The following is a 25833-nucleotide window of genomic DNA, read 5'->3' on the forward strand; positions in this document are numbered from 1 at the left end:
TTTTTCACCGACAGCCCCTGTCGGCCAGCGCTCAGGGCTTATGCTATTGGTTCGGCAAGGTGAAACCGGCCACCGAGCTGCGCAGGTCGTCGGTCATGGTGGCCAACTCCCCAATCGAATTCGCTGTTTCGGTACTACCCGCTGAGGTTTGCGAAGTAATTTCTTGAATGATCTTCATCGTTGACGAGATTTGCCCCGCCGACTTCGCCTGATCGGCCGCTGCGTTTGAGATCGTTTCGATCAATTCCGCCAATTCCTGAGATACCGTTTCGATCTCTGTTAGTGCGGCACCCGCGTCCTGAGCAAGGCGTGCCCCCCGGACCACTTCCGAGGTGGTTTGCTCCATGGAAATAACCGCTTCATTGGTGTCGGACTGAATCGTTTTTACCAGGGCCTCAATCTGCTTTGTCGCACCCGACGAGCGCTCAGCAAGACGCTGAACTTCATCCGCGACCACCGCAAAACCACGACCCGCATCACCGGCCATCGAGGCTTGAATAGCAGCATTCAGCGCCAGGATATTGGTCTGATCGGCAATATCGTTGATCAGCGAGACGATGTCACCGATCTCCTGCGTCGACTCACCCAGTCGCTTGATACGCTTGGATGTCTCTTGAATCTGCTCACGGATATTGTCCATGCCTTTTATCGTGTTCTGTACGACTTCAGCACCGGTATTAGCGATCGCTACCGAGCGCTGGGCAACCGCAGCAGATTCACGGGCATTGCTGGATACTTTATCGATCGTTACCGCCATTTCGGTGATGGCCGCCGAGGCACCGGCAATTTCGCGGGCCTGACTCTCTGAGGCCTCGGCCAAATTCAGCGCGGTGGCCTGTGACCCCTGGGCCGCGAGCGACACCTCCTGCGCGGTTTCGTTAATCTGCGAAACCAAGACCCGCAACTGGTCGATGGTGTAGTTAATCGAGTCGGCAATCGCACCGGTGAAGTCCTCGGTCACCGTTGCCGACGTTGTCAAATCACCGTCGGCCAAGTCAGCCAATTCATCAAGCAGGCGCAAGATTGCCGTTTGGTTTCGCTCGTTGGTTTCCGCCGTTGCCCGCAAACGCTGCTGCGCAGTGCGGATGGAGTTCATACCCAATAAGCCAAGTGCAATAACAACGACGCCCACAAAGCCAATCGCGGTAACCACCGACAGTGGGCGCTCTTCATCAAGCCGGCTAATGCGACTGGAAAGGTTACTGGTGACCTGCATAATCTCCGGAACATTTACGACAATCACGCCTGCCGCTTCTGCCGACTTCAGTAGCTCCGGAGACACTTGGAAAATTTCGTCCACCGAACCACTAATCATCTGAAAGTCCTGCCCGACCCGCATCAGCAGGTTGCGCGCATTTTTGTCGGCAACCGGGGCCACGCCGATCGCCTTATTGCCCGCCAGCATGCCGCGCAGCACCGTGCCAAATTCATTGGCGTCGACCGTAAACTGCTCGGCTGCCGCGGTAGCCGCATCGGTGCCTTCCAACATGCGGTCTACGTTGCGCGCAATCCGCTCCAGTAGCAGCGACTGGCGCTGAGCAATGGCCACTTGGTTAGCCGAGGCATCGCTCTTGAGCATAATGCCTACAACTTTGTTGTAGGCATCTTGAAGCTGGGGAATGAGTTGGTTGAGGTTTGCAGCGACCTCGTAGAGGAAAACGATGCGCTCGCGGTTGCTAACAATGGTTTCTGCAGCACTGTCTACCTGTGCCCACAAGCGATTGAGCTGAGCAATGTCGCCGCCGAGCATGTCCGCCGGCGAGGGCAGGTCTTTGCTCCCCTCCACTAGTTCGCGACGCACCGCACCAAAATTCCGCTGCGCCCTGGCAAGCGTATCAAAGGAGGCGGTGTCACCCAGCGCGGCCTCGCGCGACGCATTGGCCAGCTGCTGCGCATAGAGGCGCATTTCACCCGTCAACTCCAAGTAGCGCTGATCGTAGCCGGCATCGCGCAGTATCACATAGGTGTTAAAGCCTGCCCCGATAAACCCAACCAGCATCAATGCGACAATAACACTGGCCGCACGCCCCGTTTTTAGCTTAGCGGCATCGCCTTTTCTTGCTGCTTTCATTTGCCCCGACTCCAGGATATTTCCATGTTTTTCTTGTCGTTGTCGCGCCTATACGGCGACGTCGTAGAAGTCTCTGACTTCCATCAGTTTTAGTGGTCTGAATAGCGCCCATTCCCGGCTGCCCTGCCGATAAACACCGTCGCTGAAGCGCTGCATTGGCGGCAAAATACTGCCGAGCTCTTCACTGAATGCATCCGCGTGAAAATGCTGCATACCGAAAACGTCATCCACGACCAGGCCGGTATAGATCTCGCCGCGCTCAAGCACCAATACGCGGCGCTGACCACTGGCCGTTGCGGATGTGTCATCAAGGAATTGTGCGAGATCCAGCAGCGGCAACAGACGTCCCCGCACATTGGCAACGCCTTTGATCCAGCTTTTCACACCCGGAAGCCGAGTTGCCGGAGGCTCGCTGAGGACTTCAACAATTTCGCCCATAGGCACCACACAGTACTGGGAACCAATAGCGAAACCGATACCGCTCCACAGGGATTCTTGGCTGTCGGTTTGTTCGACAACGTCGCCGTCGGCACGGCGACTGCGACGGGCCAGCTCACTTAGATAACGAAAGGCGCTCTGCGCTTCGGTCATGGTGACGGGCTACCTTAATTCAGAACTGACTCAATCGTTTTGATCAACAGCTTGCCGTCTACCGGCTTAGTCAGGTAGCCCTTCGCCCCCTGACGCTGCCCCCAGAGGCGATCCGTTTCTTGATCTTTCGTGGTAACAATAATCACCGGTACGCTGCTGGTATCAGGGTCCCGGCTGAGCTGACGTGTTGCTTGAAAGCCATTGAGGCCCGGCATCACTATATCCATCAGTACAACGTCGGGGTTTTCCGCTCGCACCAGCTCAATGCCCCGCTCGCCACTCTCTGCAGTAATCACGTCGTAGCCGTTTTTACTGAGAATTTGGCGAATCTTCACAATTTCTGTGGGCGAATCATCAACGATCAATACACGTGGCATTACATCCCTCTCGCAGTAGCACCCCTGTTTTGTAGATTCAGGGGTTTATAGCAGGCCTTTCTGTGCGGCCCTTTTATGTGGTTTATATTTATTATCAGTTTGATACGTGTGCCTGAATGGCATCGAGTAATTCATTCTTACTGAAGGGCTTGGTCAGATACTGATCCGACCCAACGATACGGCCTTTCGCTTTGTCGAACAAGCCGTCCTTACTTGAGAGCATGATCACCGGCGTCGACTTAAACTCGCTGTTGTTCTTGATCAAGGCACAGGTTTGGTAACCATCGAGCCGAGGCATCATGATATCGACAAAAATAATATCGGGCTTGGTATCGGCGATTTTTGCCAGCGCATCAAAGCCATCTATTGCCGTCACCACGGTGCAGCCCGCCTTGGCGAGCAAAGTCTCCGTCGTTCTGCGAATGGTTTTACTGTCATCGATGATCATGACCTTCAGGTCAGAAAAATTGGCTTCCATAAACTCACAACCTTATTCTGTGCCAATCCGATAGCGTCGCGACGGTGCGTCGCAACCTATTTTCAGAGCGAAATTTTTACCACGGAATGCTCGCACCCGCCATCATCTTATTATGTAAAAGCGCCCACTGGCAGGCGGCTTTACCGCAACACCAATTGCCGTAAGCACGGGGAATACGGTATTTTAGTTGAGCGATGAGAGCATGCTCCACAAAAGAGCATAGCGCGTTTACCCGTAGATAGCGCCTCCCTCATGAAGGCCCCTACCCAAATACCTCGCCATCATCGCAAGGCCTTCGGGTCGCGTCCCCATATTCATTAAGGGTTTGGGAGCTGTCTCACATATTTGCCACAGGTGATTAAATGACGATTCGCTTAGGCGTGGTCATGGACCCGATCGAACAGGTCAACTACAAAAAAGACTCCACTCTCGCCATGCTGTGGGCCGCCGACGAGCGCGGCTGGCATATCGATTACATGACGCTGAGCGACCTGTATATCACCGCAGGGGCTGCGCGCGCGCAGGTGCGCAAGATCACCCCATTCAAAAACCCCGACAACTTTTATCAGCTCGACGACGCCCAAGACATCGACCTTGGAGAACTTGACGTCATTTTGATGCGCAAGGACCCCCCATTCGATAACGAGTTTCTCTACGCCACTCACATACTGGAACTGGCCGAACGCCAGGGCGCCATGGTGGTGAACCGCCCCCAATCACTGCGTGATTGCAACGAAAAGCTGTTCGCACTGCAATTCCCCCAGTGCACACCGACCCAGCTGGTCAGCCGTGACCCCGCCCGCTTGCGCGCCTTCCACCGCGAACACGGCGACGTCGTCATGAAGCCACTCGACGGTATGGGCGGCAGCTCTATCTTTCGCCTGCGCCCCGACGATGCCAACGTTTCAGTGATCATTGAAACCCTCACGAACCACGGCCGCACCATGACCATGGCACAGCGCTACCTCCCCGAAATTAAAGATGGAGATAAGCGCATCTTGCTGGTCGACGGCGAGGTGGTCGATTACTGCCTGGCGCGGATTCCCGCCGCCGGAGAGAGCCGCGGTAATTTGGCAGCAGGTGGCAGTGGGCGGGCACAGCCGCTCAGCGAACGCGACCGCTGGATAGCCGCCCAGGTCGCGCCGGTAGCACGCGAAAAGGGTCTTCTTTTTGTCGGCCTGGACGTTATTGGCGACTCGCTGACGGAAATCAATGTCACCAGCCCTACCTGCATCCGCGAAATCGATGCGCAGTTTGGCACCGACATTGCCGGCCAGCTCATGGATGCAATTTCGAATAAACTGGCAGCCAAACGGGCCCGGTAATCCATGGCCGTCGCCTTCCCTATTCACGAAGAGCGTTCGGACTCGCCCGAGCGCCTAGGCTTTATTTTCTGTTTCGCAGCGGCGCTGCACGCAGCACTTATTTTGGGCATCAGCTTTTCTGCGCTGAGCAGTGATCCAAAACTCCCCAGCCTCGAGGTCACGCTCGCGCAATATCAAAGCGAAAATGCGCCGGAAAAGGCCGACTATATTGCCCAGCACGACCAATTAGGCAGCGGCAGCCTGAAGGACAAAGCAGAGCTTAGCAGCCGGATAGATAGCGCCTTTCACGATAATAGCGCGCCACCTGAACACGTTTTCAAACAAGCGAAGGCCCAGCAGGCCAGTGAAAATCGCGCCATTCTCCACAGTCGCAACGCCAGTGCGCAGCACATCACTACGGACCAAAACGCCGATAAGCGCCAGCCGCAGCCTCTCAATGGCGATGACGATATGACCGAGCTGAGCGAGAACATCGCGGCGCTCGAAGCCCAACTTGACCACCTAAACCAGGCCTATGCCAGCATGCCCAGGCCGAAATTTATCACCTCCGTCGCAACCCGCGGCTCACCCGACGCCTTGTATCTGGACCGCTGGGAGTCACATGTTGAGCATATTGGAAACCTGCACTACCCGGAAAGCGCCCGAAAACAAGGCCTGACTGGCGAGCTACGCATGCTGCTTATGCTTTTCCCTGACGGCCGTATCGATGAAGTGAGAATTATGCGTAGCTCTGGCCATCCGGAGCTCGACAAGGCGGCGAACCGAATCGTCAGACTTGCGGCCCCCTACGAAGCCATTCCCAAAGATGTGCTCGATGGCAAAAATCGCCTGGGCATCGTTCGCACCTGGCGCTTCGAGCGCAACAGTCTGCGCGCGAACAGCCGCTAGCGCTTGAGATTGGCAAAAATTACCCCATACTAAAACTTACTGCGCTAACTGCTTGCCTCGGAGCTGTTATGGCTGAGCCCACCTTTTCGTCAATGCAGGATCACTTCCTTGTCGCCCTTCCCAACCTCGGCGAAGGCATTTTTGCCCATAGCCTGGTCTATCTCTGCGAGCACGACGAGAATGGTGCTATGGGCTTAATCGTCAACCGGCCGCTGGATATGGATGTTGAGGAAATTCTGGCCCAGCTCGACTTTGACGAACCCGGGCAACACCGCAAACAGCCCGTCTTTGCCGGCGGTCCCGTTCATACAGACCGCGGTTTTGTTTTGCATCGCCGCGACAAACAGCGCTGGGATGCCAGCCTTGAAATCAGCCCCAAACTGGCACTTACCACCTCACTGGACATCCTCGACGCTATCGCACGTGGCAGCGGCCCCGCTGACACACTCATTGCCCTTGGCTATGCTGGCTGGGCGCCCGGCCAATTAGAAGAAGAGCTCGCCGACAATGCCTGGCTGTCACTACCCGCTGACGATAAAGTTATTTTCGATACGCCTGCCGATCAACGTGTCGATGCTGCACTGGCGAAACTCGGCATTAATTTCGCCCAGCTCGGCTCCGATAGCGGCCACGCCTGAAGAAGGCCCTTCGCTGCGCTACAATGCCGCCTCCCCAATAGAAAACTACCCTTATGAGTGCAGCACAACGTTATCTCGCCTTTGACTATGGACTCCGCTGGATTGGTTGCGCCGTGGGCCAAAGCCTCACCGGCAGCGCGTCAGCACTGAAGTCGCTGCGCGCCAAAGATGGCATTCCGCAATGGCATGAAATTGAGGCGCTACTGAAAGAATGGCAACCGCAAACCGTGGTCGTCGGGCTACCGTTAAATATGGATGGTAGCGAGTCAGAAATGTGTCAGCGCGCGCGAAAGTTCGGCAACCGCATTCACGGTCGTTTTGGCGTTGCAGTCGACTTTGCTGACGAACGACTGTCCAGCTTCGAAGCCAAAGGGGAGCTGATTGAGCAGGCAGGCAATCAGGCTTTCAAAGACCGCGGCGTCGACGGACTCAGTGCTGCGATCATCTTGGAAAGCTGGATGCGGGAGCAGGGGCAAAATTAGTCCCCTGCAAACTAGCGGCGGCCAATGCCGCCCGGGGTGTCCTTTTCCACCTCTTGCATCGTCAAGTTACCCGCCGCACTGTGCATCTGGTCAACGTCGTTGTCGGCACCCAGCTTGATCAGCAGCCGCAGATCGTTCGCCGAATCCGCGTGAGCGATGGCATCCTGGTAAGTAATTTCACCCGCCACGTACAGGTCGTACAAGGCTTGATCAAAGGTTTGCATCCCCTGCTCGGTGGACTGGCGCATCAGGTCTTTCAGCGCGGCCACTTCGCCCTTGCGAATCAAGTCAGCAGCCAGGGGTGTATTAAGCAGTATTTCCACACAAGCGCGGCGGCTCTGTCCATCGCGGGTCGGCAGCAGCTGCTGCGCCACCATCGCCCGCAGGTTCAATGACAAATCCATCCATAGCTGACTGTGACGCTCTGGCGGAAAGAAATGCAAGATTCGGTCGAGTGCCTGGTTGGCGTTGTTTGCGTGCAGGGTGCAGAGACACAAATGCCCGGTTTCAGCAAAGGTGATGGCGTGCTCCATGGTTTCCCGCGAGCGCACCTCACCGATCATGATGACATCCGGCGCCTGGCGCAGCATATTCTTCAGCGCCACTTCAAAGGACTCCGTATCAATGCCCACCTCGCGCTGAGTAACGATACAACCACGGTGCTGATGCACAAATTCGATGGGGTCTTCCACGGTGATAATGTGGCCGCGCGAGTTTTCGTTGCGGTGACCGATCATCGAGGCCAGCGACGTTGATTTACCCGTTCCCGTCGCACCGACAAAGATAATTAGCCCGCGCTTGGTCATCGCCAGATCCTTGATCGTATCCGGCAGCCCAAGCTCATCGGTGGTGGGAATGCGCGTTTCAATTCGGCGCAACACCATCCCCACCAGATTACGCTGATAAAAGGCACTGACACGGAAGCGACCAATGCCCCGCGAACTGATGGCGAAGTTACACTCTCTATCGCGAACAAACTCGCGGCGCTGTTGCTCATTCATCACGCCCAGCACAACTTCCCGAGCCTGCTCGGGGCTCAAGGCATTACTGCTCATGGGAATCAGCTGGCCATTGAGCTTCACCGAAGGTGGCACCCCTGCCGAAATAAATAAGTCTGACGCGCCTTTTTCCTGCATGATGCGCAGCAGCTTCTCGATTTCCACCCTACTCTCCTCGGCGCTCGCGCCCTCTTATTCTAAAAATTCTCGGGGAAGCGCGCTTTTAACTTAGCCGCATCGCGCGTGACCTGCCGCTTGGACAGCAGCTCTTTCAGGCACTGATCCATCGTCTGCATACCAACATTCGCCCCGGACTGGATGGCTGAATACATTTGCGCGACTTTGTCTTCACGAATCAAATTACGAATGGCGGGCGTGCCAATCATAATCTCATGGGCAGCAACCCGTCCGCCCTCCGGTTTCTTCAGCAGTGTTTGCGAGATAACCGCCTGCAGCGATTCGGAAAGCATGGAGCGCACCATAGACTTCTCTTCCCCTGGGAATACGTCGACAACCCGGTCAATGGTTTTTGCCGCAGAGGTGGTGTGCAGGGTCCCGAATACCAGGTGCCCGGTTTCAGCGGCCGTCAGTGCTAAACGAATAGTTTCCAAATCGCGCAGCTCCCCCACCAGGATGATATCGGGGTCTTCACGCAGCGCCGAGCGCAGTGCCTCGTTAAAGCCGTGTGTGTCGCGGTGCACCTCGCGCTGGTTCACCAGGCATTTCTTCGACTCGTGTACAAATTCTATGGGGTCTTCAATAGTTAGAATATGGTCAAACTTGTTGTCGTTGATATAGTCGATCATCGCCGCGAGTGTCGTCGACTTACCCGAACCCGTGGGGCCCGTCACCAACACCAGCCCGCGCGGCAACATGGATACGTCCTGAAAGACCTTGCCCATACCCAGGTCTTCAAGGGTCAGCACCTTCGACGGAATTGTCCGAAATACCGCGCCAGCGCCGCGGTTGTGGTTAAAGGCATTTACCCTGAAGCGGGCAACACCGGGCACCTCAAAGGAGAAGTCGGTTTCGAGGAATTCTTCGTAGTCACGCCGCTGGCGGTCGTTCATAATCTCGTAAATCAAGCTGTGAACTTCGCGGTGCTCCATGGGCGGCACATTGATGCGCCGCACATCGCCATCGACACGAATCATCGGCGGCAGGCCGGCAGACAAGTGTAAATCCGAGGCATTTTGCTTGGCGCTAAACGCCAGCAACTCTGTAATATCCATGATTCTCCTTAGTTACAGCAATGGGCAGGCTGCCGCTCTCTATTATTATGCGTAGTAGGATAATGCGTTACCGCAGCGCGCCAACACAATGCTTTTATTATGGCAGCACCCTATCAACCACAACGCGACGTGGAGCAAAAAATAGCGATGACTCACTCCCAGGTATTGTCTTCAAATATAGCATCCCTGCGAGCGCACATTGCTCAATGTGCCGCTGATGCGCGGCGCAATCCAGCAGAAATTACCCTGCTAGCGGTAAGCAAAACCCGCAATGCCGACGAAGTTGCCGACGCAGTGGCCAACGGCCTGGATAATATCGGCGAAAACTATCTGCAAGAGGCCAGGGAAAAACAACAAGCACTGAGCCACCTCGATATCTGCTGGCACTTCATTGGCCCGATACAATCCAATAAAACCCGCGAGATCGCCGAACATTTCTCTTGGGTGCACAGTGTTGACCGACTCAAGATCGCCCGTCGACTCAGCGATCAGCGGCCAGCATCACTAGCCCCGCTGAATATTTGCTTGCAGGTCAACATTAGTGAGGAAACCACAAAGTCGGGGGTATTACCCAGCGACGCACTGGATCTCGCCCGAGGCGTCGCTGCACTGCCGGGGCTCAGACTCCGCGGCCTCATGGCCATCCCCGCCGCCAGCACCGACCTTGCCGAGCAGCGGCAAGCGTTTGCGCAACTTCGGCAACTTCGCGATCAAATCGCATCAGCGCTACCCGGGCTCACCCTCGACACGCTGTCGATGGGGATGTCCGGTGATATTGACGCCGCCATTCTCGAGGGCTCTACTCTGCTGCGCGTCGGCACCGCCATCTTTGGCCCGCGAACACCCGCCACGAATTAGGGCGCGCCCACATTCATCACGCAACCGACGTTGTCTGAAATGGCTTAAGGACGTAAGCCGGGCTGAAAGTCAGCGCCAGCAGCGATAATTTAGTGAGTGTAAACAGCCCCTAACTTCAGCCCCCATTTGCAGCCTGATATACTCGCTGGCCTATTCGCCTTGCCAGCGCGGCAAGATAGCACCGGAGGTTCTCGTTGAGCACAGCAACAATCGGATTCATTGGCGGCGGCAATATGGCTGCCAGCATTATCGGCGGACTGCTCGCCAGTGGCATCGACGCTGAGAATATTCGCGCGGGCGACCCCAACGCCGACAGTCTGTCCAAGCTGTCAGCGCTGGGCAATATTCAAACCAGCCAAGACAACCACGCGATCATTCCCGGTTGTGATGTGATCGTTATGGCAGTCAAACCGCAACTTATGAAAACCGTTGCCGGCGAAATCAGCGCACTGGTACAGCAACATCGCCCGATGGTCATCAGTATTGCAGCAGGCATCACCAGCGACAGCCTAAACCGTTGGCTTGGCGGCGATTTAGCAATCGTGCGCTGCATGCCCAACACCCCCGCGCTACTTCGCTGCGGCGCAACAGGGCTCTATGCCAATGATGCCGTCTCCGAGCAACAGCGCCAGTTGGCGGAAAAAATTATGCAGGCCACGGGCCTGGCGCTCTGGGTAGACAGCGAAGCGGATCTGGACGCCGTTACCGCGGTGTCTGGCAGTGGCCCGGCCTACTTCTTCCTGTTGATGGAAGCGATGCAAGCCAGCGGTGAAAAGCTGGGACTAAGCAGCGAGCTAGCCGCCAAGCTCAGCCAGCAAACGGCCCTTGGTGCCGCCAGAATGGCACTGGAGGGCGATGTGGATGTCGCCGAGCTACGCCGCCGCGTCACCTCACCAAATGGCACGACTGAGCGCGCGATCACTATTTTTGAAGACGGCGGCTTTCGCCAACTCGTCGACGCCGCACTCAGCGGTGCGGCCTTGCGGGCCGAAGAACTAGGCCGAGAGCTCGAAGGGGAATAAAACCAGCCATGTCAGCATTCAATGATATTTCCTATTTACTGCTTAACACGCTTATCAGCCTGACCCTGCTGGTCTTTATGCTGCGGTTAATTTTGCAGCTGGTGCGGGCCGACTTTTACAACCCGATCTGTCAGGCCATTGTGAAACTCAGCAACCCGCTAGTGCTGCCCCTGCGCCGTTTACTGCCGCCGCTGGGCCGCATCGACAGCGCATCGTTGCTACTCGCCTTTGCGGTGCAGGCAATAGGCATTACGCTGCTGTGCAAAATTTTGTTCGGCGTATTCCCAAACCCTGCGCAAATTCTGCTCTGGTCAGTCATTGGCCTGTGCGCGATGGTTCTTAACCTGTATTTCTTCGCCATCATCGGCAGCATTATTCTTAGCTGGGTGGCTCAGGGTAGCTACAACCCCGGCGCGCAATTGCTCTACCAAATCACCGAGCCGGTCATGGCGCCGTTTCGCAAGTTAATACCACCACTCGGCGGACTCGACCTTTCGCCAATACTGGTGTTTCTGAGTATTAATGTTTTGGAAGTTCTGCTCCGCCATATGGGGGCGTCCGTCGGCCTTCATCCCGCACTGGTAATGGGTTTGTAGCAGCCCAGTGGCAGACTTTTATTCCTGGCAGGACGATACGCTGATATTGCGCTGCCACGTGCAGCCGGGGGCCAGTCGCGAAGAGTTTGCCGGGCATCATGGCGAGCGCCTGAAGGTGCGATTGCGGGCAGCGGCGGTAGACGGCAAAGCCAATCGGGCACTTTGCGCCTTTCTCGCGTCCCAATTCGGGGTAAAAAAAGCCCAGGTCAGCCTGTCGTCAGGCGCGCAAAGTCGACAAAAAACCCTTAGAATTCAAACACCCGGCAAGCTGCCGGAAAATTTGCACATCACCGCCGTTAACAAGGGGTAATTCAGGAAGGTGACACACCAGCCAGAGCAACAAGACAGCGTCGGCATCGTCACGCCACAGACCCTGCATTTTGATCAGCCACTGGCGCTCTCCTGTGGTCGCAGCCTGCCCGAACACGATATCGTTTTTGAAACCTACGGCGAGCTAAATGCCGCGCGCAGCAATGCCATTCTGATCTGCCACGCACTCAGCGGCCACCATCACGCCGCGGGGCGACACCACCCCGATGAGCGCAAGCCCGGCTGGTGGGACAGCTGCATTGGGCCTGGAAAGCCGATCGACACCAATGTGTTCTTCGTGCTCAGCATTAACAATATCGGCGGCTGCCACGGCTCTACCGGCCCCACCTCCACCAACCCGGAAACCGGAAAGCCCTGGGGGCCGGACTTCCCGCCGTTACGCTGTCGCGACTGGGTGGAGAGCCAACGCCTGATGATGGCGCACTTTGGCATTGAGCAATGGGCCGCCATTATCGGTGGCAGTCTCGGCGGTATGCAGGCGATGCGCTGGGCACTGGAGTACCCCGATGCCATGCGCCACTGCGTCGTGATCGCCTCGGCAATGAAGCTGTCGGCGCAGAATATCGCCTTCAACGAGATCGCTCGCAATGCCATTTGCTCCGACCCCAACTTTCACCAGGGCCGCTATCTAGAGCACGACACGCTGCCCCGCCAGGGCCTGGCACTGGCCAGAATGATCGGCCACGTTACCTATTTGTCCGACGACGGCATGAAGGAAAAATTCGGCCGCGACCTCAAGGCCGGAGACCTGAAACTCGGCTCCCAAGGGCCCGTGGAGTTCCAGGTAGAAAGCTACCTGCGCCATCAGGGTTCGCGCTTTGCCGAAAGCTTCGACGCCAACACCTATTTATTGATGACGAAGGCTCTGGACTACTACGACTTGGCCCGCGAGTACGACGACGATCCAGTCGCGGCATTCAGCCACGCCAAGTGCCGATTTATGGTGATGTCATTTACCTCGGATTGGCGCTTTGCCCCGGACCGGTCGCGAGAAATCGTCGATGCCTTAGTCGCGGCGGGCAAATCCGTTAGCTACGCAGAAATTGAGGCGAATCACGGACACGATGCGTTTTTGATTCCCATCCCGCGCTATATGGCGGTATTCAACGCCTACATGAAACGTGTAGCGGAGGGCCTGTGATGCGCTTTGACCTGACCCTGATCCAGCCCTGGATCAAGCCCGGCGCCCGGGTTCTCGACCTGGGCTGCGGCGACGGCACACTACTCAAAACCCTGGCTGAAGAGAAGCAAGTTTCCGGCTTGGGCCTGGAAATCGACCCCGATAATATTACCGAAGCGCTGAGCAAGGGCGTGGATGTTATCGAGCACGACCTCAACACCGGCCTGGGGAATTTTCGCGACGACAGCTTCGATGTTGTGGTGATGACGCTGGCCCTGCAAACGCTGCGGTATCCGCACCTCGTTATCGACGAAATGCTGCGGGTCGGCCGCGAGTGTATCGTCACTTTCCCGAACTTTGGCCACTGGCGCAGCCGTTGGCACCTCACGGGCCGCGGACGAATGCCGGTGAGTAAGTTTTTACCCTACACGTGGTACGACACGCCCAATATCCACTTTTGTACCGTGCGCGACTTTGAAGCCCTGTGCGAAGAAAAATTCATCCGCATTCTCAACAGCAGCGTAGTCAGCGGAGACAACACGCAAGGGGCCCTCGCCCAGCGCTTTCCCAATGTGCTCGGGGTGACGGCGGTCTACCATATTAGTAAATAAACCACTGCAAACGGCAAGGAAATGAACATGAGCGCAGCCCGCCAACTCGTAATGCTGATGATTGTAGGCCTGTGTGCATGGCCCAGCCTCGCCCAAGACCCCGCCGCGCCGGTGTCGCCGCCCACATCGCAAACCTTCGGCGCTGACACCGTTTACTTCAATGTTCTCAACACCGGTTTTCTCACCCCTGAGGTTGCCCGAAGCTATGGCATTACGCGCGGCAAGGACAAATTCCTCGTCAATGTATCGGTTCGACATGCCAGCGATGGCACAAGCGAGCCTATCCGGGCCACAGTCAGTGGCAGCAGCTCAGACCTGATACACCGAACGCCGCTGAACTTTAGAGAAGTCATCGAGCAGGATGCTATTTATTACATCGCCGAGCTGTCCATTGATGGCAAACAGGAAACCCGCGATTTCCGCCTGCGCGTGAACACCGCCACTCGCCCTCAGCCCTACGATATTCAGTTCAATAAAACCCTGCATATAGAGAATTAAGGCATGACCTTAAAAATTGTCGTCGCCACAGGCAACGCTGGCAAACTCGCCGAATTCAGCCAGCTTTTGGGTGAGCGTTTTTCAATGATCAGCCAGCGCGACCTGCAGGTTGAAGAGGCTGAGGAAAACGGCCTAAGCTTTGTTGAGAATGCCCTGATTAAAGCGCGCAATGCCGCCCTGCAAACCGGCCTGCCAGCACTGGCAGATGACTCCGGGCTGTGCGTCGACGCGCTGGGCGGCGCGCCCGGTATCTATTCCGCCCGCTATGCCGGTGCCGGCGCGAAAGACGCCGACAACAATGCCAAGCTGCTGCGCGATCTGGCTGACATCCGCCAACGCAAAGCCCACTTCCACTGCGCGCTGGTATTTGTTCGCCACCCGGAAGACCCCGCCCCGATCATTTGCGAGGGCCGCTGGCTGGGCGAGGTTGTGGATACACCACGAGGCGAAAACGGCTTTGGCTACGACCCCCATTTTTTTATCCCCGCGCTAAACAAGTGCGCGGCGGAGTTGCCCCCCGAGCAAAAAAACCGCCTCAGTCACCGCGGCCTCGCCGTTTCTCAACTGGTGAAGCGCCTGCCCACCGAATTCGGCGGCAGCTAAGCAGCCCCCCGCCACATTGGCTGACCGCTAAGACCGCGAACCAGCGGCTATCTCCGCGTCACAATTGAGCAAAATGGCGGTTTCGAGGTCACAAGGGAATCGCTATGCTGTCACCACTACTGGGTAAACACCTGCCCGCACCACAATAAGGAGTGTAAGCGCATGATGAAATGGATACTGCGCGGCCTATTACTATTGGTCGTTATTATCGTCGCCACAGTGGCCTTTGCACTGGAACCTATCGCCAAGTGGGCGATAGAGAGCGAAGGCAGCAAAGCCGTCGGCGCCAAAGTCAATGTCGACGACGTTGATATCCAGCTCTATCCGACCCATGTCGCCCTGTACGGATTGACCGTCGCCAACCCCAATGAACCGATGAGCAACCTGCTGGAAAGCGAGAAGGTGTCGGCCGACGTAGACAGCACGGCGCTGATCAAGCGTCAGTTTATCGCCGATCAGGTCTTATTGTCCGGGTTGCAGATGGCCACCGAACGCAGCACGCCGGGTACCCTCGACGGTAGCATGCCGCCCGCCAAGCCCAAAGAAGAAGGCGGATTGCCCAGCATTGAGCTGCCCGACGCCAATGCCATTCTGGCCGAAGAGCAGGCGATTATTCAGGCAGAGGTGGAGGAGATCGAAAACGGCTTCAAAACCCTGGAGGAAAAGTGGCAAGAGAAATCAAAGACGCTTCCTCAACAGGAGCGCCTCGACGAATTTAAAGCGCGCTGGGAGGCACTGAAAGAGAAGAACACCTTTGAGCGCATTGCCGGTGCCAAACAGCTGCGCGATGACATCAAAGACGAGCTCAAACAATTCAAAGGGCTGAATAAGGAAATTTCCGCCGACGTGGATACCGCCAAAGCCTTAAGTTCACGCGCAGCCCGGCTGCCCGCTGCACAGTCGCAGCGCATTATGAGCAAGTATGGCGTAGACCAAGGCACCGACGGCATGTTGCGCTTCCTGCTGGGTGACGATGCGACAAAATTCGTGCAGCGCGGCCTAACGCTTTATAAGCAAACGATGGGCGAGCTCGCCGCGAAGGAATCCTCTGCGCCCAGCGAGCCCGCCGGCAGCAGCGAACTGCCCGTCAGCATACTGATTCGCGAAGTGCTGATCGACGGCTACCAGATGGTTGGCGAGCAAAAGCTGGCTTACAACGGAAAAATTGAAGACATAACCGACAAGCTTGAAAAGCCCATTGCCATGAAACTGCAAGGCGGTGTTGAGGAGCAGGCGCAATTGCTCATCGACGGTCTGTTTAAGCAGCAAAATGATGCCATGAGCGCCAACGTAAGCATGACCCTCAAGCAGTTACTGCTGTCAGGTATCGCGCTCTCACAGAGCCCGCAGCTGCCGCTCCAGCTCGAGCAGGGGTTGGCCGATATTGCCGCGAACTTCTCTCTCAATGGCGACGATCTTAGCGGCTCGGTAAAAGGCCTGGTCAACCAAGCTAAAATTCTCGTGGCCAGTGCGGGCGGCGAAAACCCAACCGCGCAACGCCTGGCTCGCGCGCTGGAGGGTGTCAGCAAGCTGGTGATGGACATGCGCGTGAATGGCAGCGTCGACGACCCCATCGTTAAGCTCAAGTCCAACCTTGACAGCATTTTGGGCGACGTTCTGGGCGAAGAGTTGAAGGGCCAACTGAAAGAGCTGGAGGCCTCGCTAAAGTCTGATATTCAAAACAAATACGGCAGCGAGCTTAACCAGCTGCAAGAAAAGCGCGAATTGTTGGCCGGTTACAAAGACCTGCTCGGCGACCGCGAAGCGGCAATGGAAGCCTTGATGCAGGAACTGGCGCGCAAAATGCTGTAGCCCTGTGTCATGCTGTAGCCCTACGTCGACCCGGGCCTGCCTTGCACTGACTCATCGAGGCAGGCCCGCTATACTTCCCACCCCCGTTTAGCCATATTTCGGAACCCCCATGAACAAAGACACTTTGCTCGCGGCCCTGGAGGCCGGCAGCGCCCAATTTACTGATGTTATCGAGTATATCGACACGAACTTCGACTTTACGCCCACGGCTTTTCGCAACGGCGATACGCACAATGCCGCCAACAGCAATAATGGTTCCTGCAAAATTTTTGCCTTTGCCCTGCGCGAAGGGCTGAGCGAGCAGGCCACACTTCAGGCTTTCGGCGACTATTATCGCATCGATGTACTTCAGCACCCCGACGGCGATGATCACGCCAATATCCGCAACTTTATGCGCAGCGGCTGGACCGGCATCGCCTTTGAGGGCGAAGCGCTCACCGCCAAGTAGTCAGTAAGGCTGCAGCCCCCGTCGGTAGGCGCCCGGGCTACGCCCGGTCCAGCGACGAAAGGCGTGGCAGAAATTCGCCGTTTCACTGTAACCAAGGCGCTCAGCAATGGCTTCCAGGCTGAGTGCCGGATCGGCTAAGCATTGTTCGGCCAGCTCCCGGCGCACATCTTCTTGAAGATGTCGAAAACTGTGGCCCTCATCGCGCAGTTGGCGCCGCAATGTGCGCTCGGAAACACCCAAACGGCGGCACACCACTTTGATCCCCGCAAAATGGCTCTCGGCAATCAATTGACGCAAGCGAATCTCGAAGGGCCGCTCACCATGCTGCTGAGCAATCAGGTCCCGGCATTGGCGCACACAGGCGGACCAGGTAATCGGGTTTGCCTGAGGCAGGGGTTTCAGTAATTCCTCGCGATGAATGTGGGCGCGAGTATGCTCCGCCGCCCACTGAATCTGCACGCCGGCCATTCGCTCCAATTCCGCCGCGTAGTCTGGCCGCGACAAACTGATCTCCACATCAATGACCGGCAATCGTCGACCTGCCGCTTCCGCGGCAATAATCAAAGTGATCACCAAATCACGCTCAATAACGAAGTTTCTCACCGGACCGGCCGGGTAATCAGCATGCACCTCAACCGTGGCGATGTCGCCATCAAGCTTCAGCTCCAGGCCCGCGAAACTGTGGGTGAGCTCGATAAACTCATGAGCCACTTCAAAGGCCTGTATTAAATTTTCGCTGCTGGTCAGCGCCAAGCCCCACACACCAAAGGCGCCGTAGTGGTAGCGCAGGCCAACACGAAACGCCAGGTCGGCACGCGGATTACTGGCCAGCACATGCTCGATAAAGGCGATTTCCTGCTCCCGACGTATCAACGCGCCGGGCGTTTCCAAAAAGTCCCGAGTCAGCTGAGTGGCGACCAATACGGCATCGGTATCCAGTGCCAGCTCATCGAGCGCCTGGCACAACACGAGTAGTCCCAGCGCGGGGCGCAGCGCATGGTAGTTTGCCGACTCATAATTGTTATTTTTATCCATGATGGCCGAAATTAACAATAATAGAGGTCAGTCGCAACATGGGCAGCTCTAACAAGGCGGACTAAGCTGGGCGAAGATAATAACAAGGCGGAGACCTATCTCATGGCAAACACCACATCTTTCGTGTCGATTACCGACCTTACACAACGCCTGCGCTGGCTGTGGCTAGTCAACGCGGCCGTGATGCCCTGGGTATTACTAATTGGCATTATCCCCGCCGAGCTCACCGGCAACGTCGCGTGGCTGATGATCGGCTACCCGCTGTTTTACATCGGCGTCCCCCTGCTCGACCGCTTACTCGGCCAAGATCCGAATAACCATGCAGAAGAGGACGTTCCAGCACTGGAGGCCGACGGCTATTTCAAAGCCGCATTGTTCTGTGCACTCGGCGGCTCTATCGCTGCGCTCTGCGCCGGTATCTATTATGCGTGGTGGGCCGATCTGTCGATCTGGGGTTTGGCAGCACTGTCCGTTTCCTGCATGGGCTTTGGCGGCGGCCTGCTCAATCTGGGCCACGAACTCGGCCACAAGCGCAATCGCAGCGATCGCTGGGCGGCCAGCCTAGCCTTGGGTATCGCCGCGCTGCCGCACTTCAATGTTGAACACAATCGCGGTCACCACCGCTATGTCGCGACACCTGACGATCCGGCCTCATCAAAAATGGGCGAAACTTTCTACCAATTTATTCTCAGGGAGCAGCCTTTAACCTGGTACCGTGGCTGGAAGCTGGAAGCGGAGCGCCTGGCTAAGAAAGGCAAGTCCGTTTTGTCACTGGAAAATGAAATCCTACCCGGCGTGATCATCGGCCTCAGCTTTTTCACGGCGATAGGCCTGCTGTTTGGCCCTGTGATTCTTGGCTTTGCTCTGTTCAGTGCATGGTTGGGACATATGAACCTATCACTGGCCAACTACATTGAGCACTATGGTTTGCTGCGCGGCAAAGACAGCAGTGGCCGCTATGAGCCCCCTCGCCCACAACATTCCTGGAATCAAAATGCGCTGGTATCAAACCTGTTTACCTTCCAGCTGCAGCGCCACTCTGACCACCATGCACACCCCAGCCGCTCCTACCAATGCCTCCGCCACTTCGACGACGTGCCTCAGCTGCCATGGGGCTATTACGAAATGTTCTTGCTCGCCTATATTCCACCACTGTGGTTCAAAGTGATGGATAAACGCGTTATTGAATGGGCCGGCGGAGACCTGGAAAAGATAAATGTGCTGCCAAGCAAACGCGAAAAATACGCTAAGAAATTAGCGCTCGCCGCGTAACCGCCTCATAAAAAAGGGGGCCTTTTGCCCCCTTGCTCATCACTACAGCGGCAGGCACTCGCCACCAATGCCCGGCACTTGGTCCGGCGCACACAACGGTAACGTCGGCGAGTCATCCGGCTCATCTGAACTGCCGTTACAAGCATCAGCATTGTCGTAACTACTATCGACGACGTCATTGATCCATTGGCTCACCAGCGCAAAGGCGCCGCTGTGGACAGTGCTTCTGGCGATGGGCGGCATCTTCGCTGCCAGGCTGGTGGCCTCTGGCCCCAGTCGATAAGGCAGAATAGACTCCGCGGCACTTCCCGGTACGATGTCATACTCTCGGCCGCCGCGCCCCTCGGTTCCACTGGCAGTCGGCCCCTTACAAATCCCATAGGTGTCATTCACCTCACGGAAGACATCCAGATAGAAGCCGGTATTTTGAGCCAAACCGCGACGGTTGTGGCAGTGGGCGCAGTTGACCTCCAGATAGCTTCGCACCCGGGCTTCGATATCGGCATCGCTATCCGCATCGGCACCGGAGTCGCCGGGAACGTTAAAGATTGGGTTTCTTTCAATATTGGTGATGTAGCTAGTGACTGGATCGAGCTGCAAGCCCGCTGGGCAGTTTTTCATCAGGCCGTTGCGGCACCAATACAAGATCTGGTTTTCACCATTCACCGGGTGTTGCTCAATGCCAGAATTGATCGGCGATTCACTGGCAAACGGGCGATTCAGATTGCGCACTTTGGGCCCGATCGGTGCCGCACCGGTTTCCGCATCGTCATTCGAATGACAGCTCAGACACTGATTCGCATTGGGCAGTAGGTATTCGTCGGTGGCGCCGTTATACAGTTCACCGCTGTTTACATCGTGGTAATTCCACGACACGCTGGCAACCCCTCCGCCCTGGGCGAGGCGGGCAACCCGCTTACCATTTTCCTGCTCCCAGATGTATTCCAAACCGTCCCAGTAAACCTGTTCGCTGCTGGTTTTACGCTTGATCAGCAAACGTGTCTCCACTACCTCTTCGCTGTTGGTGGTTTCATCGGCGAAAGCAAAGCTCTTCGCGATGATTGTTCCCACCGGGAACAGGATCGTTGCATTGCTGCCATCGGCGCCATCTCGGTAAACGGCCTGCTCTCCCTCTGGGATAAACACTGCGCGATACTTGGTGGAGTAGTCGGAAAACAGCTTGCTGTTTAAGACAAATGGCACACCGCGGCCGTTGGGCATGCTCCGAGGATCCTCCGCATCAGCGAATAGCTGATACTGATCCAACTGCGGACAGTTGACGCGGTAGGCCGCTGCGTTGATCTCGCCCGCGGGGGTGGATGCCTCGCACAGTGCGTCGATCTCAGCCTGAGTAGGCGCGGGATCAACGGCGACTGACGGCTCAAACTCAGGAATGACAATAGGCGGTAATAACGGCAAGTTACTGCCGTACTGATCGTCACATTTATGGGGGCTAATATCGGTATCTGCAGCGAAACCCTGCAGCCCCTGCACCACCTCGATAAGGTCATCCGGTGACTCTGGCGGCGCATTAAGCAGTAACTCCAGGCCCTCGGTACCGTGGAAGTTGGCGTAGGCTAAGCTGTCACCATCGAAGTTATTGTCATCATCGATACACGAGAACCACCACTGGGGCTTTTTGCGCTCGACAGTCGCAGTATCAAACTTGTAAGCGTTGTAGCGGCAATCCGGGTTGGGGTAGTGGTTACCGGAGATGGGCTTGCCCTCTTCATCCCGAGGGATAGGCTGGCCTTGATCATCTGTAGGATAGGGGCAATTTTCGTTGTAGCTGTCTGCATAGCCATCCCAAACAATATGCGCGCCGCGGTATTGGCCCGTAGCGGCCGCCACCTTCAAGCCGACCAGCAAAGGAAACGCCGATGTTACCTGCTCGCCCTCTGTCGCCAAGATTGTCGCGAAATCCGGCTGGGGAACATCATTACCGTTGTTCTTAAAGGTATTGTTGAAAATATGCACACCCTCGGTGTACATATCCAGGCGCCGATCACCGGGTGGCCCCATCAACTCGTAGCTGGTGTGTACGATACCCGCTGTGCCGTGATCTTCGAAAACGTTATCGAACACGTCGATTTTATCGTAGCCGAGGGTGATCATACCGACCCCCCGGGGAACGTTTGCAACCAAACTGCCCGGCTCAGCAAAGTTGTACGTGTTATTGTTGCGGGCAATATTTTGATACATGCGCGTGCGGCTGCCGTAGCGAGTTAGGCCATCCAGGTCGTAGATCAGGAAACCGCCGGTATTACACTCGGCAATATTGCCCATGTATTCACCGCCGCGCACGTTCTCGATCTCAAAGCCGAAGACATTAAATGCCGCGCGACTGTTGCGAATGATCGCATTATCGGTCTGACCAACGTAAATCCCGGCATCCGAAGCACCGACAGACTCCGCATTCTCAACCAGGATATTCTGCGAATTGACCGGGTATATACCGTAGCGCCCCGACAGAATACTGACGGTGTAATCCGGCGATGTGGTATCGGTTTCAGTGGGGTTTGGGTTATTCGGGTTATGCCGCGCCGGATCGGTACAGGCAACCTGGAGCTTTTCTCGGTAATTTTCTGCCGTCACCGGGTCTTCGTCGGCGGTATTGCGGCCACTCGACCAAAAGGCCCTCACCCGACGCAGGGTGCCGTGATCAACCCCCTGAAGCTTAAAAGCGTCGCCCGGCGAGTCCAGAACGGTGAGGTCCTCGACAACCACCCCGCGGACCGTATTGGCTAAAAAGCCCTCTTGCGAGCTACTCTCCTTGAAGGACAGGATCGTTTCGTTCATCCCCTGGCCTTTGATGTGAATATTTTCCGTGGAGGAAATCTGCAGCCCTGAGCGCAGCTCAAAGTAACCTTCGCTAAATTCGATAGTGTCACCGGGGCGGGCGGCGATCATCGCCGTCACCATATCATTGGTGGCGGACTCTCCCGGCTCAATGACAAACGTTCGGCCGACAACGGGCTCCTGGTCACCGCCACCATTGTCGCCCGGAACATCGCCCGAGCCACCCGACGAACTCGAACCGGAGCCCCCACACCCTGTCAGCGCCGTTAATAATAAAAGTATTCCCGCGAGATACCGCATCATCACTCACTACCTATGGCCAATATAGTTATTCTCATTAATGCATTAGGTGTGCCATAGCAGCTACATCTGCACACCTCAGCAGCAATTTGCCCGAAAGGCTATCAGATACCCACTAATACATAAATTAATAAATTGATGCCGTAGAGGACTGAAAGAAGAAAAATGCGGATAAAAAAAGGGGCCTAAAAAGGCCCCGTAAATTTGGTGTCATCGTATTCGATCACCGCCGCCCATTTCGGCAGTGTCCCGTCATGTGATGTCACCCGTCCCAAAACTGCGACGGCACATCCTTGCTCCAGCTTACTGACGCGTATCAATATCCTTTGCATCGCCGTTTTCTTGCGCACTCGCCGCTTTAACGCTGCGCACCGGCATCAAAGAGTGCCAGGCAACAAGCGCGACTGCGAACGCAAGTAAAAATAGTCCGGGTGTCATAACGGTATACCTTGTTCTCGCTCGGATTCGCCGATTTTCGGCGTTTGTTATACGTTAGACGAGCAGGAAATAATTGGTATACGCAGTTACCACAGTCCAGAGAGTAGGATTGTTACATGCCTCTCGCACAGCGGCAAGCCACTGCGCGAGAGAGAGCGCCCCTACCAGCGATAGCTGGCTTGTAAGGCGAAAGTGCGGGGGTTGTTGATCAAACCGTGGTGCGTGGTCGCCCCGGTGATGGTTTTCGCGGTGGGCGCATCAACACCGTAGACAACGATCAGCTCATCACTGAGGTTTTTACCCAGCAGGGCCAGTTCCCAATCGCCTTCGATAGAGGAGATTGCCAAGCGGCCGTTATAGGTAATGTACGCTTCTTGCTTAATACGGTTATCCATATTCGGCGAGGGGTGGTACTCGTCGGTGAAAATCGCATCCACGTTGGCGCGGAACATCAGGAAATCCCACAGCGGGCGCTCGTACGACAGCAACAAGTTACCGGAGTAGTCGGCAACATACTGGTTGGTCTTGCCGCTGTAGTCACAGTTGATGCCATTGGGGTTGTCCGGAATTTGATCCTGAACACAGGTACCGAACTTGTGGTCCTGGAACTCGAAATCAAGGAAGGCCAAACCACCGGCAAGCATCAGGTTCTCGGTCAATGCCATCCGGCCGTCCAACTCGATACCCTGTGAGATTGCGCTCGCCGCGTTACCCACGTTGAAGCCAAGGGTGCCGTCAAAGACACTGACCTGCAGGTTGTCGAATTCGGTGCGGAATAGCGCAACGTTCAGCTCTGCGGCGCCATCGAGCAGTGTCGACTTAAAGCCCAGTTCGTAACTCAATGCTTCCTCTTCTTCGAATTCGAAGCTACCGATCAGCACTTGCTGGTTAGTGCCTGTTGGCGCATTGGGATTGATCGGCGTGGGATCAGCGCTGGGTGAAGAATTCGAACGAGCGTCGAAGCCACCGGACTTGAAGCCCTTACTTGCCGTGAAGTACGCCATCAACTCATCGGTGGCATCCCACTGGAAGTTGATCGACGGTGCGAATTGCAGCTCTTCGCGCTCGCCCTTGAGGTCGTGACGCTCGGCAGCGAAGCTGACCGCAGCAGCCGTATCCACCTCACCAATAGGCTGGATAGAGCCATCGTCTAAGGCAAAGTTCAGGTTACGCGATGCTTCTTTATTCTCCCAGGTTAGGCGGCCACCCAAGGTCATGCGGAAAGTGTCCGCCATATTCCAAGTGGTTTGCAGGAAGGTCGACGCGATGCTCGATTCGCTGTAGAAGTTACGTGGGGTACGAATACCGCGCAGTGCGTTACCGGCATCACCCACACCCAACAACTCGAAGCCTGTTGCACCGGCTAGTGGGTCGAGGTCACCGCGTGCACCACCCTCCAACAAATCGGCCGCGTTAACAAGCTGCGGAATAATGTCTGAGGGGAGGTAGAGCGAGTCGAAGAAGTCCAGCTCGCTGTACTGGAAGTAGGCGCCACCGATAAATTCAAAGGTTTCTCCAGCGGGCGAGATCCAGCGGAACTCCTGGCTGAACTGCTTGTACTCTTCCTGGAACTCAACCTGGAACAGCGGAGCACCGGTAAAGTCACAGTCACAGTCTTCGTCGTACTCATAACCCATGATGCCGGTGATGGACGTGAACTGATGGTCGTCACGATACCAATCCAGGTTAGCGGTAAAGTTGTAGGTATCGTTGTAACTAAAGTCGCCATTGCTGTGACGCTTACGATCGGCCTTGTTGTTCAGTACGCCTTCATCCGAGTCGATATCAACCAAGGAGCCATTCGGCTGCAATTGAAGAATATTGAGAATTGGCGCCGGCAGAAGACCAACCAAACCACCCAGTCCACCCACGTCAGGAAAGACGGTACGATCCATAATCTCTCCGTAGGTACGTCCCTGGAACAGGAATACATCGGAGTTGGACTCGTAGTTAGTGATGATTTCCGAGTTTCGGCCCACCACGTCGAAGCTACCCGCTTCAACTTTAAACATCGCCGTAACGTTATCGGTGACATCCCAGCCTAGCTTCAAGCGGAATGTTTCTTCATCGCGCTGCGCTTCGTCGCGATCCAGGACGAGGTTTTCCATAAAACCATCGAGTTCGCGCTTACGCGCAGCGAAGCGGTAAGACCAGCGGTCACTGATGGGGCCACTGACAACCAAATCGACAATGCGCTCGTTTTGGTCTGGCTCGTAGGTAACCTGAACGTTACCCTCAAAATCTTCGGTGGGATCCGCTGTTTTGATGTTAATCGCACCAGCGATACTGTTTTTACCTAGCAGGATGTTCTGCGGCCCTCGCAGCACTTCCACCCGAGATAAGTCCAAGAATGGTGCACGCGCCAACTGAGCGCGGCCAAAGTAGATACCATCGACATACATACCTACAGACTGCTCAAAGCCCTGGTTCTCACCAGAGCCGATACCGCGAATGTAAATATCGGTACCGATGCCGGACTCAGACATGGTGAAGTTGGGAACATAGGCCTGCAGGTCTTCTATTTTCGCCAGGCCCGCCTCCATCATTTTCTCACCACCAATGGCGCTCACCGATACCGGCACGTCTTGCAGGCTCTGCTCGCGCAGTTGAGCGGTGACGACAACCTCTTCTAGCACCGGCGCTGCATGGGCGAGACCACCCACCAAGCTTAACGGTAATAAGGCGCTGATCCGTTTCTTCATTGTGACCCTCGTTTTTCAAGAAGTTAAAGCTGTTACCGAGCTCCACGAAAACCCGGCGATATTGTTGTTATCGGTAAGGCGGCAAGAATGTTGTTTTCCTGTTTTTTTACTTGGACGTTCGCTCTCGGCGAATTATGCTCTCGCTCTCTGCAAACCGAACCTCTATAGCATCCCGCAGCGTGAAGTATGCACAATCTTCATGTGCATACCATTGGCATGAATTACTTTTTTTTAATTTTTTTCAGTCAATGTAAAGAAATTACCCCCAAATTCCACGAATAACGGCGACGTTTAGTGGAAAATTACCCA

At 55.9% G+C, this 25833-nt stretch carries 25 protein-coding genes; 15 read left to right on the plus strand and 10 right to left on the minus strand.

The window, feature by feature from the left end; translation table 11 throughout:
- Positions 1 to 43 precede the first annotated feature (43 nt).
- From ABNS66_RS00720 to pilG, 4 genes are all read right to left on the minus strand, one after another.
- Entirely contained in the window at positions 44 to 2071 is a 2028-nt protein-coding gene (locus tag ABNS66_RS00720; RefSeq protein WP_027873257.1) for a methyl-accepting chemotaxis protein, read from the minus strand.
- A 48-nt stretch (positions 2072 to 2119) separates the two neighbouring features.
- Positions 2120 to 2662, minus strand: a complete 543-nt coding sequence (locus tag ABNS66_RS00725) for a chemotaxis protein CheW (protein ID WP_204994776.1) — start codon at positions 2660 to 2662, stop codon at positions 2120 to 2122.
- 14 nt (positions 2663 to 2676) lie between these two features.
- Positions 2677 to 3039 (minus strand): response regulator, encoded by a 363-nt coding sequence (locus ABNS66_RS00730; RefSeq protein WP_204994777.1) that lies wholly within the window; start codon positions 3037 to 3039, stop codon positions 2677 to 2679.
- A 94-nt stretch (positions 3040 to 3133) separates the two neighbouring features.
- A complete protein-coding gene (pilG, locus tag ABNS66_RS00735; RefSeq protein WP_027873260.1) occupies positions 3134 to 3517 on the minus strand; it encodes a twitching motility response regulator PilG in 384 nt (127 codons plus the stop codon).
- Between the two features lie 362 nt (positions 3518 to 3879).
- On the opposite strand from pilG, the gene gshB reads away from it, so the two are divergent.
- The 4 genes from gshB to ruvX all read left to right on the plus strand — a co-directional run bounded on the left by gshB (position 3880) and on the right by ruvX (position 6850).
- Positions 3880 to 4842 (plus strand): glutathione synthase, encoded by a 963-nt coding sequence (gene gshB / locus ABNS66_RS00740; protein ID WP_286837396.1) that lies wholly within the window; start codon positions 3880 to 3882, stop codon positions 4840 to 4842.
- A gap of 3 nt (positions 4843 to 4845) precedes the next feature.
- Positions 4846 to 5730 (plus strand): energy transducer TonB, encoded by an 885-nt coding sequence (locus ABNS66_RS00745; RefSeq protein ID WP_204994779.1) that lies wholly within the window; start codon positions 4846 to 4848, stop codon positions 5728 to 5730.
- A 68-nt stretch (positions 5731 to 5798) separates the two neighbouring features.
- The gene (locus ABNS66_RS00750) at positions 5799 to 6368 is read left to right on the plus strand and encodes a YqgE/AlgH family protein (RefSeq protein WP_204994780.1); all 570 of its coding nucleotides are present in this window, start codon (positions 5799 to 5801) and stop codon (positions 6366 to 6368) included.
- 53 nt (positions 6369 to 6421) lie between these two features.
- Positions 6422 to 6850, plus strand: coding sequence for a Holliday junction resolvase RuvX (gene ruvX / locus ABNS66_RS00755; protein ID WP_204994781.1), 429 nt, complete (start codon positions 6422 to 6424; stop codon positions 6848 to 6850).
- Positions 6851 to 6861: 11 nt separating this feature from the next.
- Here ruvX and ABNS66_RS00760 read toward each other — a convergent pair whose 3' ends face one another.
- Both ABNS66_RS00760 and ABNS66_RS00765 read right to left on the minus strand, forming a co-directional pair.
- Positions 6862 to 8013, minus strand: coding sequence for a PilT/PilU family type 4a pilus ATPase (locus ABNS66_RS00760; protein ID WP_204994782.1), 1152 nt, complete (start codon positions 8011 to 8013; stop codon positions 6862 to 6864).
- Between the two features lie 32 nt (positions 8014 to 8045).
- Positions 8046 to 9080 carry a type IV pilus twitching motility protein PilT gene (locus ABNS66_RS00765; protein WP_027873266.1) on the minus strand — a complete coding sequence of 345 codons (1035 nt, stop codon included), beginning with the start codon at positions 9078 to 9080 and terminating at the stop codon, positions 8046 to 8048.
- A 99-nt stretch (positions 9081 to 9179) separates the two neighbouring features.
- On the opposite strand from ABNS66_RS00765, the gene ABNS66_RS00770 reads away from it, so the two are divergent.
- The 10 genes from ABNS66_RS00770 to ABNS66_RS00815 all read left to right on the plus strand — a co-directional run bounded on the left by ABNS66_RS00770 (position 9180) and on the right by ABNS66_RS00815 (position 16978).
- Positions 9180 to 9938: a YggS family pyridoxal phosphate-dependent enzyme gene (locus ABNS66_RS00770; protein WP_286837400.1), complete on the plus strand. Its 759-nt coding sequence runs from the start codon at positions 9180 to 9182 to the stop codon at positions 9936 to 9938.
- Between the two features lie 194 nt (positions 9939 to 10132).
- Positions 10133 to 10960, plus strand: coding sequence for a pyrroline-5-carboxylate reductase (gene proC, locus ABNS66_RS00775; protein ID WP_286837401.1), 828 nt, complete (start codon positions 10133 to 10135; stop codon positions 10958 to 10960).
- An 8-nt stretch (positions 10961 to 10968) separates the two neighbouring features.
- Entirely contained in the window at positions 10969 to 11556 is a 588-nt protein-coding gene (locus ABNS66_RS00780; RefSeq protein WP_286695198.1) for a YggT family protein, read from the plus strand.
- A 7-nt stretch (positions 11557 to 11563) separates the two neighbouring features.
- Complete coding sequence (locus tag ABNS66_RS00785; protein ID WP_286837402.1) at positions 11564 to 11866, plus strand: DUF167 family protein; 303 nt, start codon at positions 11564 to 11566, stop codon at positions 11864 to 11866.
- Between the two features lie 9 nt (positions 11867 to 11875).
- A complete protein-coding gene (locus ABNS66_RS00790) occupies positions 11876 to 13027 on the plus strand; it encodes a homoserine O-acetyltransferase (protein ID WP_204994786.1) in 1152 nt (383 codons plus the stop codon).
- Entirely contained in the window at positions 13027 to 13617 is a 591-nt protein-coding gene (gene metW, locus ABNS66_RS00795) for a methionine biosynthesis protein MetW (RefSeq protein WP_204995023.1), read from the plus strand. Before ABNS66_RS00790 ends, metW begins: the two co-directional genes overlap by 1 nt.
- 27 nt (positions 13618 to 13644) lie before the next feature.
- Entirely contained in the window at positions 13645 to 14115 is a 471-nt protein-coding gene (locus tag ABNS66_RS00800) for a DUF4426 domain-containing protein (RefSeq protein WP_286837404.1), read from the plus strand.
- 3 nt (positions 14116 to 14118) lie between these two features.
- A complete protein-coding gene (rdgB, locus tag ABNS66_RS00805) occupies positions 14119 to 14718 on the plus strand; it encodes an RdgB/HAM1 family non-canonical purine NTP pyrophosphatase (protein WP_286837406.1) in 600 nt (199 codons plus the stop codon).
- A 162-nt stretch (positions 14719 to 14880) separates the two neighbouring features.
- Positions 14881 to 16530 (plus strand): TIGR03545 family protein, encoded by a 1650-nt coding sequence (locus ABNS66_RS00810; protein WP_286837408.1) that lies wholly within the window; start codon positions 14881 to 14883, stop codon positions 16528 to 16530.
- Positions 16531 to 16639: 109 nt separating this feature from the next.
- On the plus strand, positions 16640 to 16978 hold the full coding sequence (locus tag ABNS66_RS00815; protein ID WP_286695203.1) for a HopJ type III effector protein: 339 nt from the start codon (positions 16640 to 16642) through the stop codon (positions 16976 to 16978).
- Here the strand turns inward: ABNS66_RS00815 and ABNS66_RS00820 are convergent, their stop codons facing one another.
- Complete coding sequence (locus tag ABNS66_RS00820; protein ID WP_286837410.1) at positions 16979 to 18013, minus strand: AraC family transcriptional regulator; 1035 nt, start codon at positions 18011 to 18013, stop codon at positions 16979 to 16981. It lies immediately after the preceding gene.
- Between the two features lie 102 nt (positions 18014 to 18115).
- On the opposite strand from ABNS66_RS00820, the gene ABNS66_RS00825 reads away from it, so the two are divergent.
- The gene (locus tag ABNS66_RS00825) at positions 18116 to 19285 is read left to right on the plus strand and encodes an alkane 1-monooxygenase (RefSeq protein WP_286837411.1); all 1170 of its coding nucleotides are present in this window, start codon (positions 18116 to 18118) and stop codon (positions 19283 to 19285) included.
- A 42-nt stretch (positions 19286 to 19327) separates the two neighbouring features.
- Here ABNS66_RS00825 and ABNS66_RS00830 read toward each other — a convergent pair whose 3' ends face one another.
- From ABNS66_RS00830 to ABNS66_RS00840, 3 genes are all read right to left on the minus strand, one after another.
- Positions 19328 to 22387, minus strand: coding sequence for a parallel beta-helix domain-containing protein (locus ABNS66_RS00830; protein WP_286837413.1), 3060 nt, complete (start codon positions 22385 to 22387; stop codon positions 19328 to 19330).
- Between the two features lie 300 nt (positions 22388 to 22687).
- Complete coding sequence (locus ABNS66_RS00835) at positions 22688 to 22822, minus strand: hypothetical protein (protein ID WP_275587286.1); 135 nt, start codon at positions 22820 to 22822, stop codon at positions 22688 to 22690.
- 161 nt (positions 22823 to 22983) lie between these two features.
- Complete coding sequence (locus tag ABNS66_RS00840; protein ID WP_204994794.1) at positions 22984 to 25524, minus strand: TonB-dependent receptor; 2541 nt, start codon at positions 25522 to 25524, stop codon at positions 22984 to 22986.
- Positions 25525 to 25833: the final 309 nt, after the last annotated feature.

The organism is uncultured Spongiibacter sp. (assembly GCF_964011655.1).
GTDB lineage: Bacteria > Pseudomonadota > Gammaproteobacteria > Pseudomonadales > Spongiibacteraceae > Spongiibacter > Spongiibacter marinus.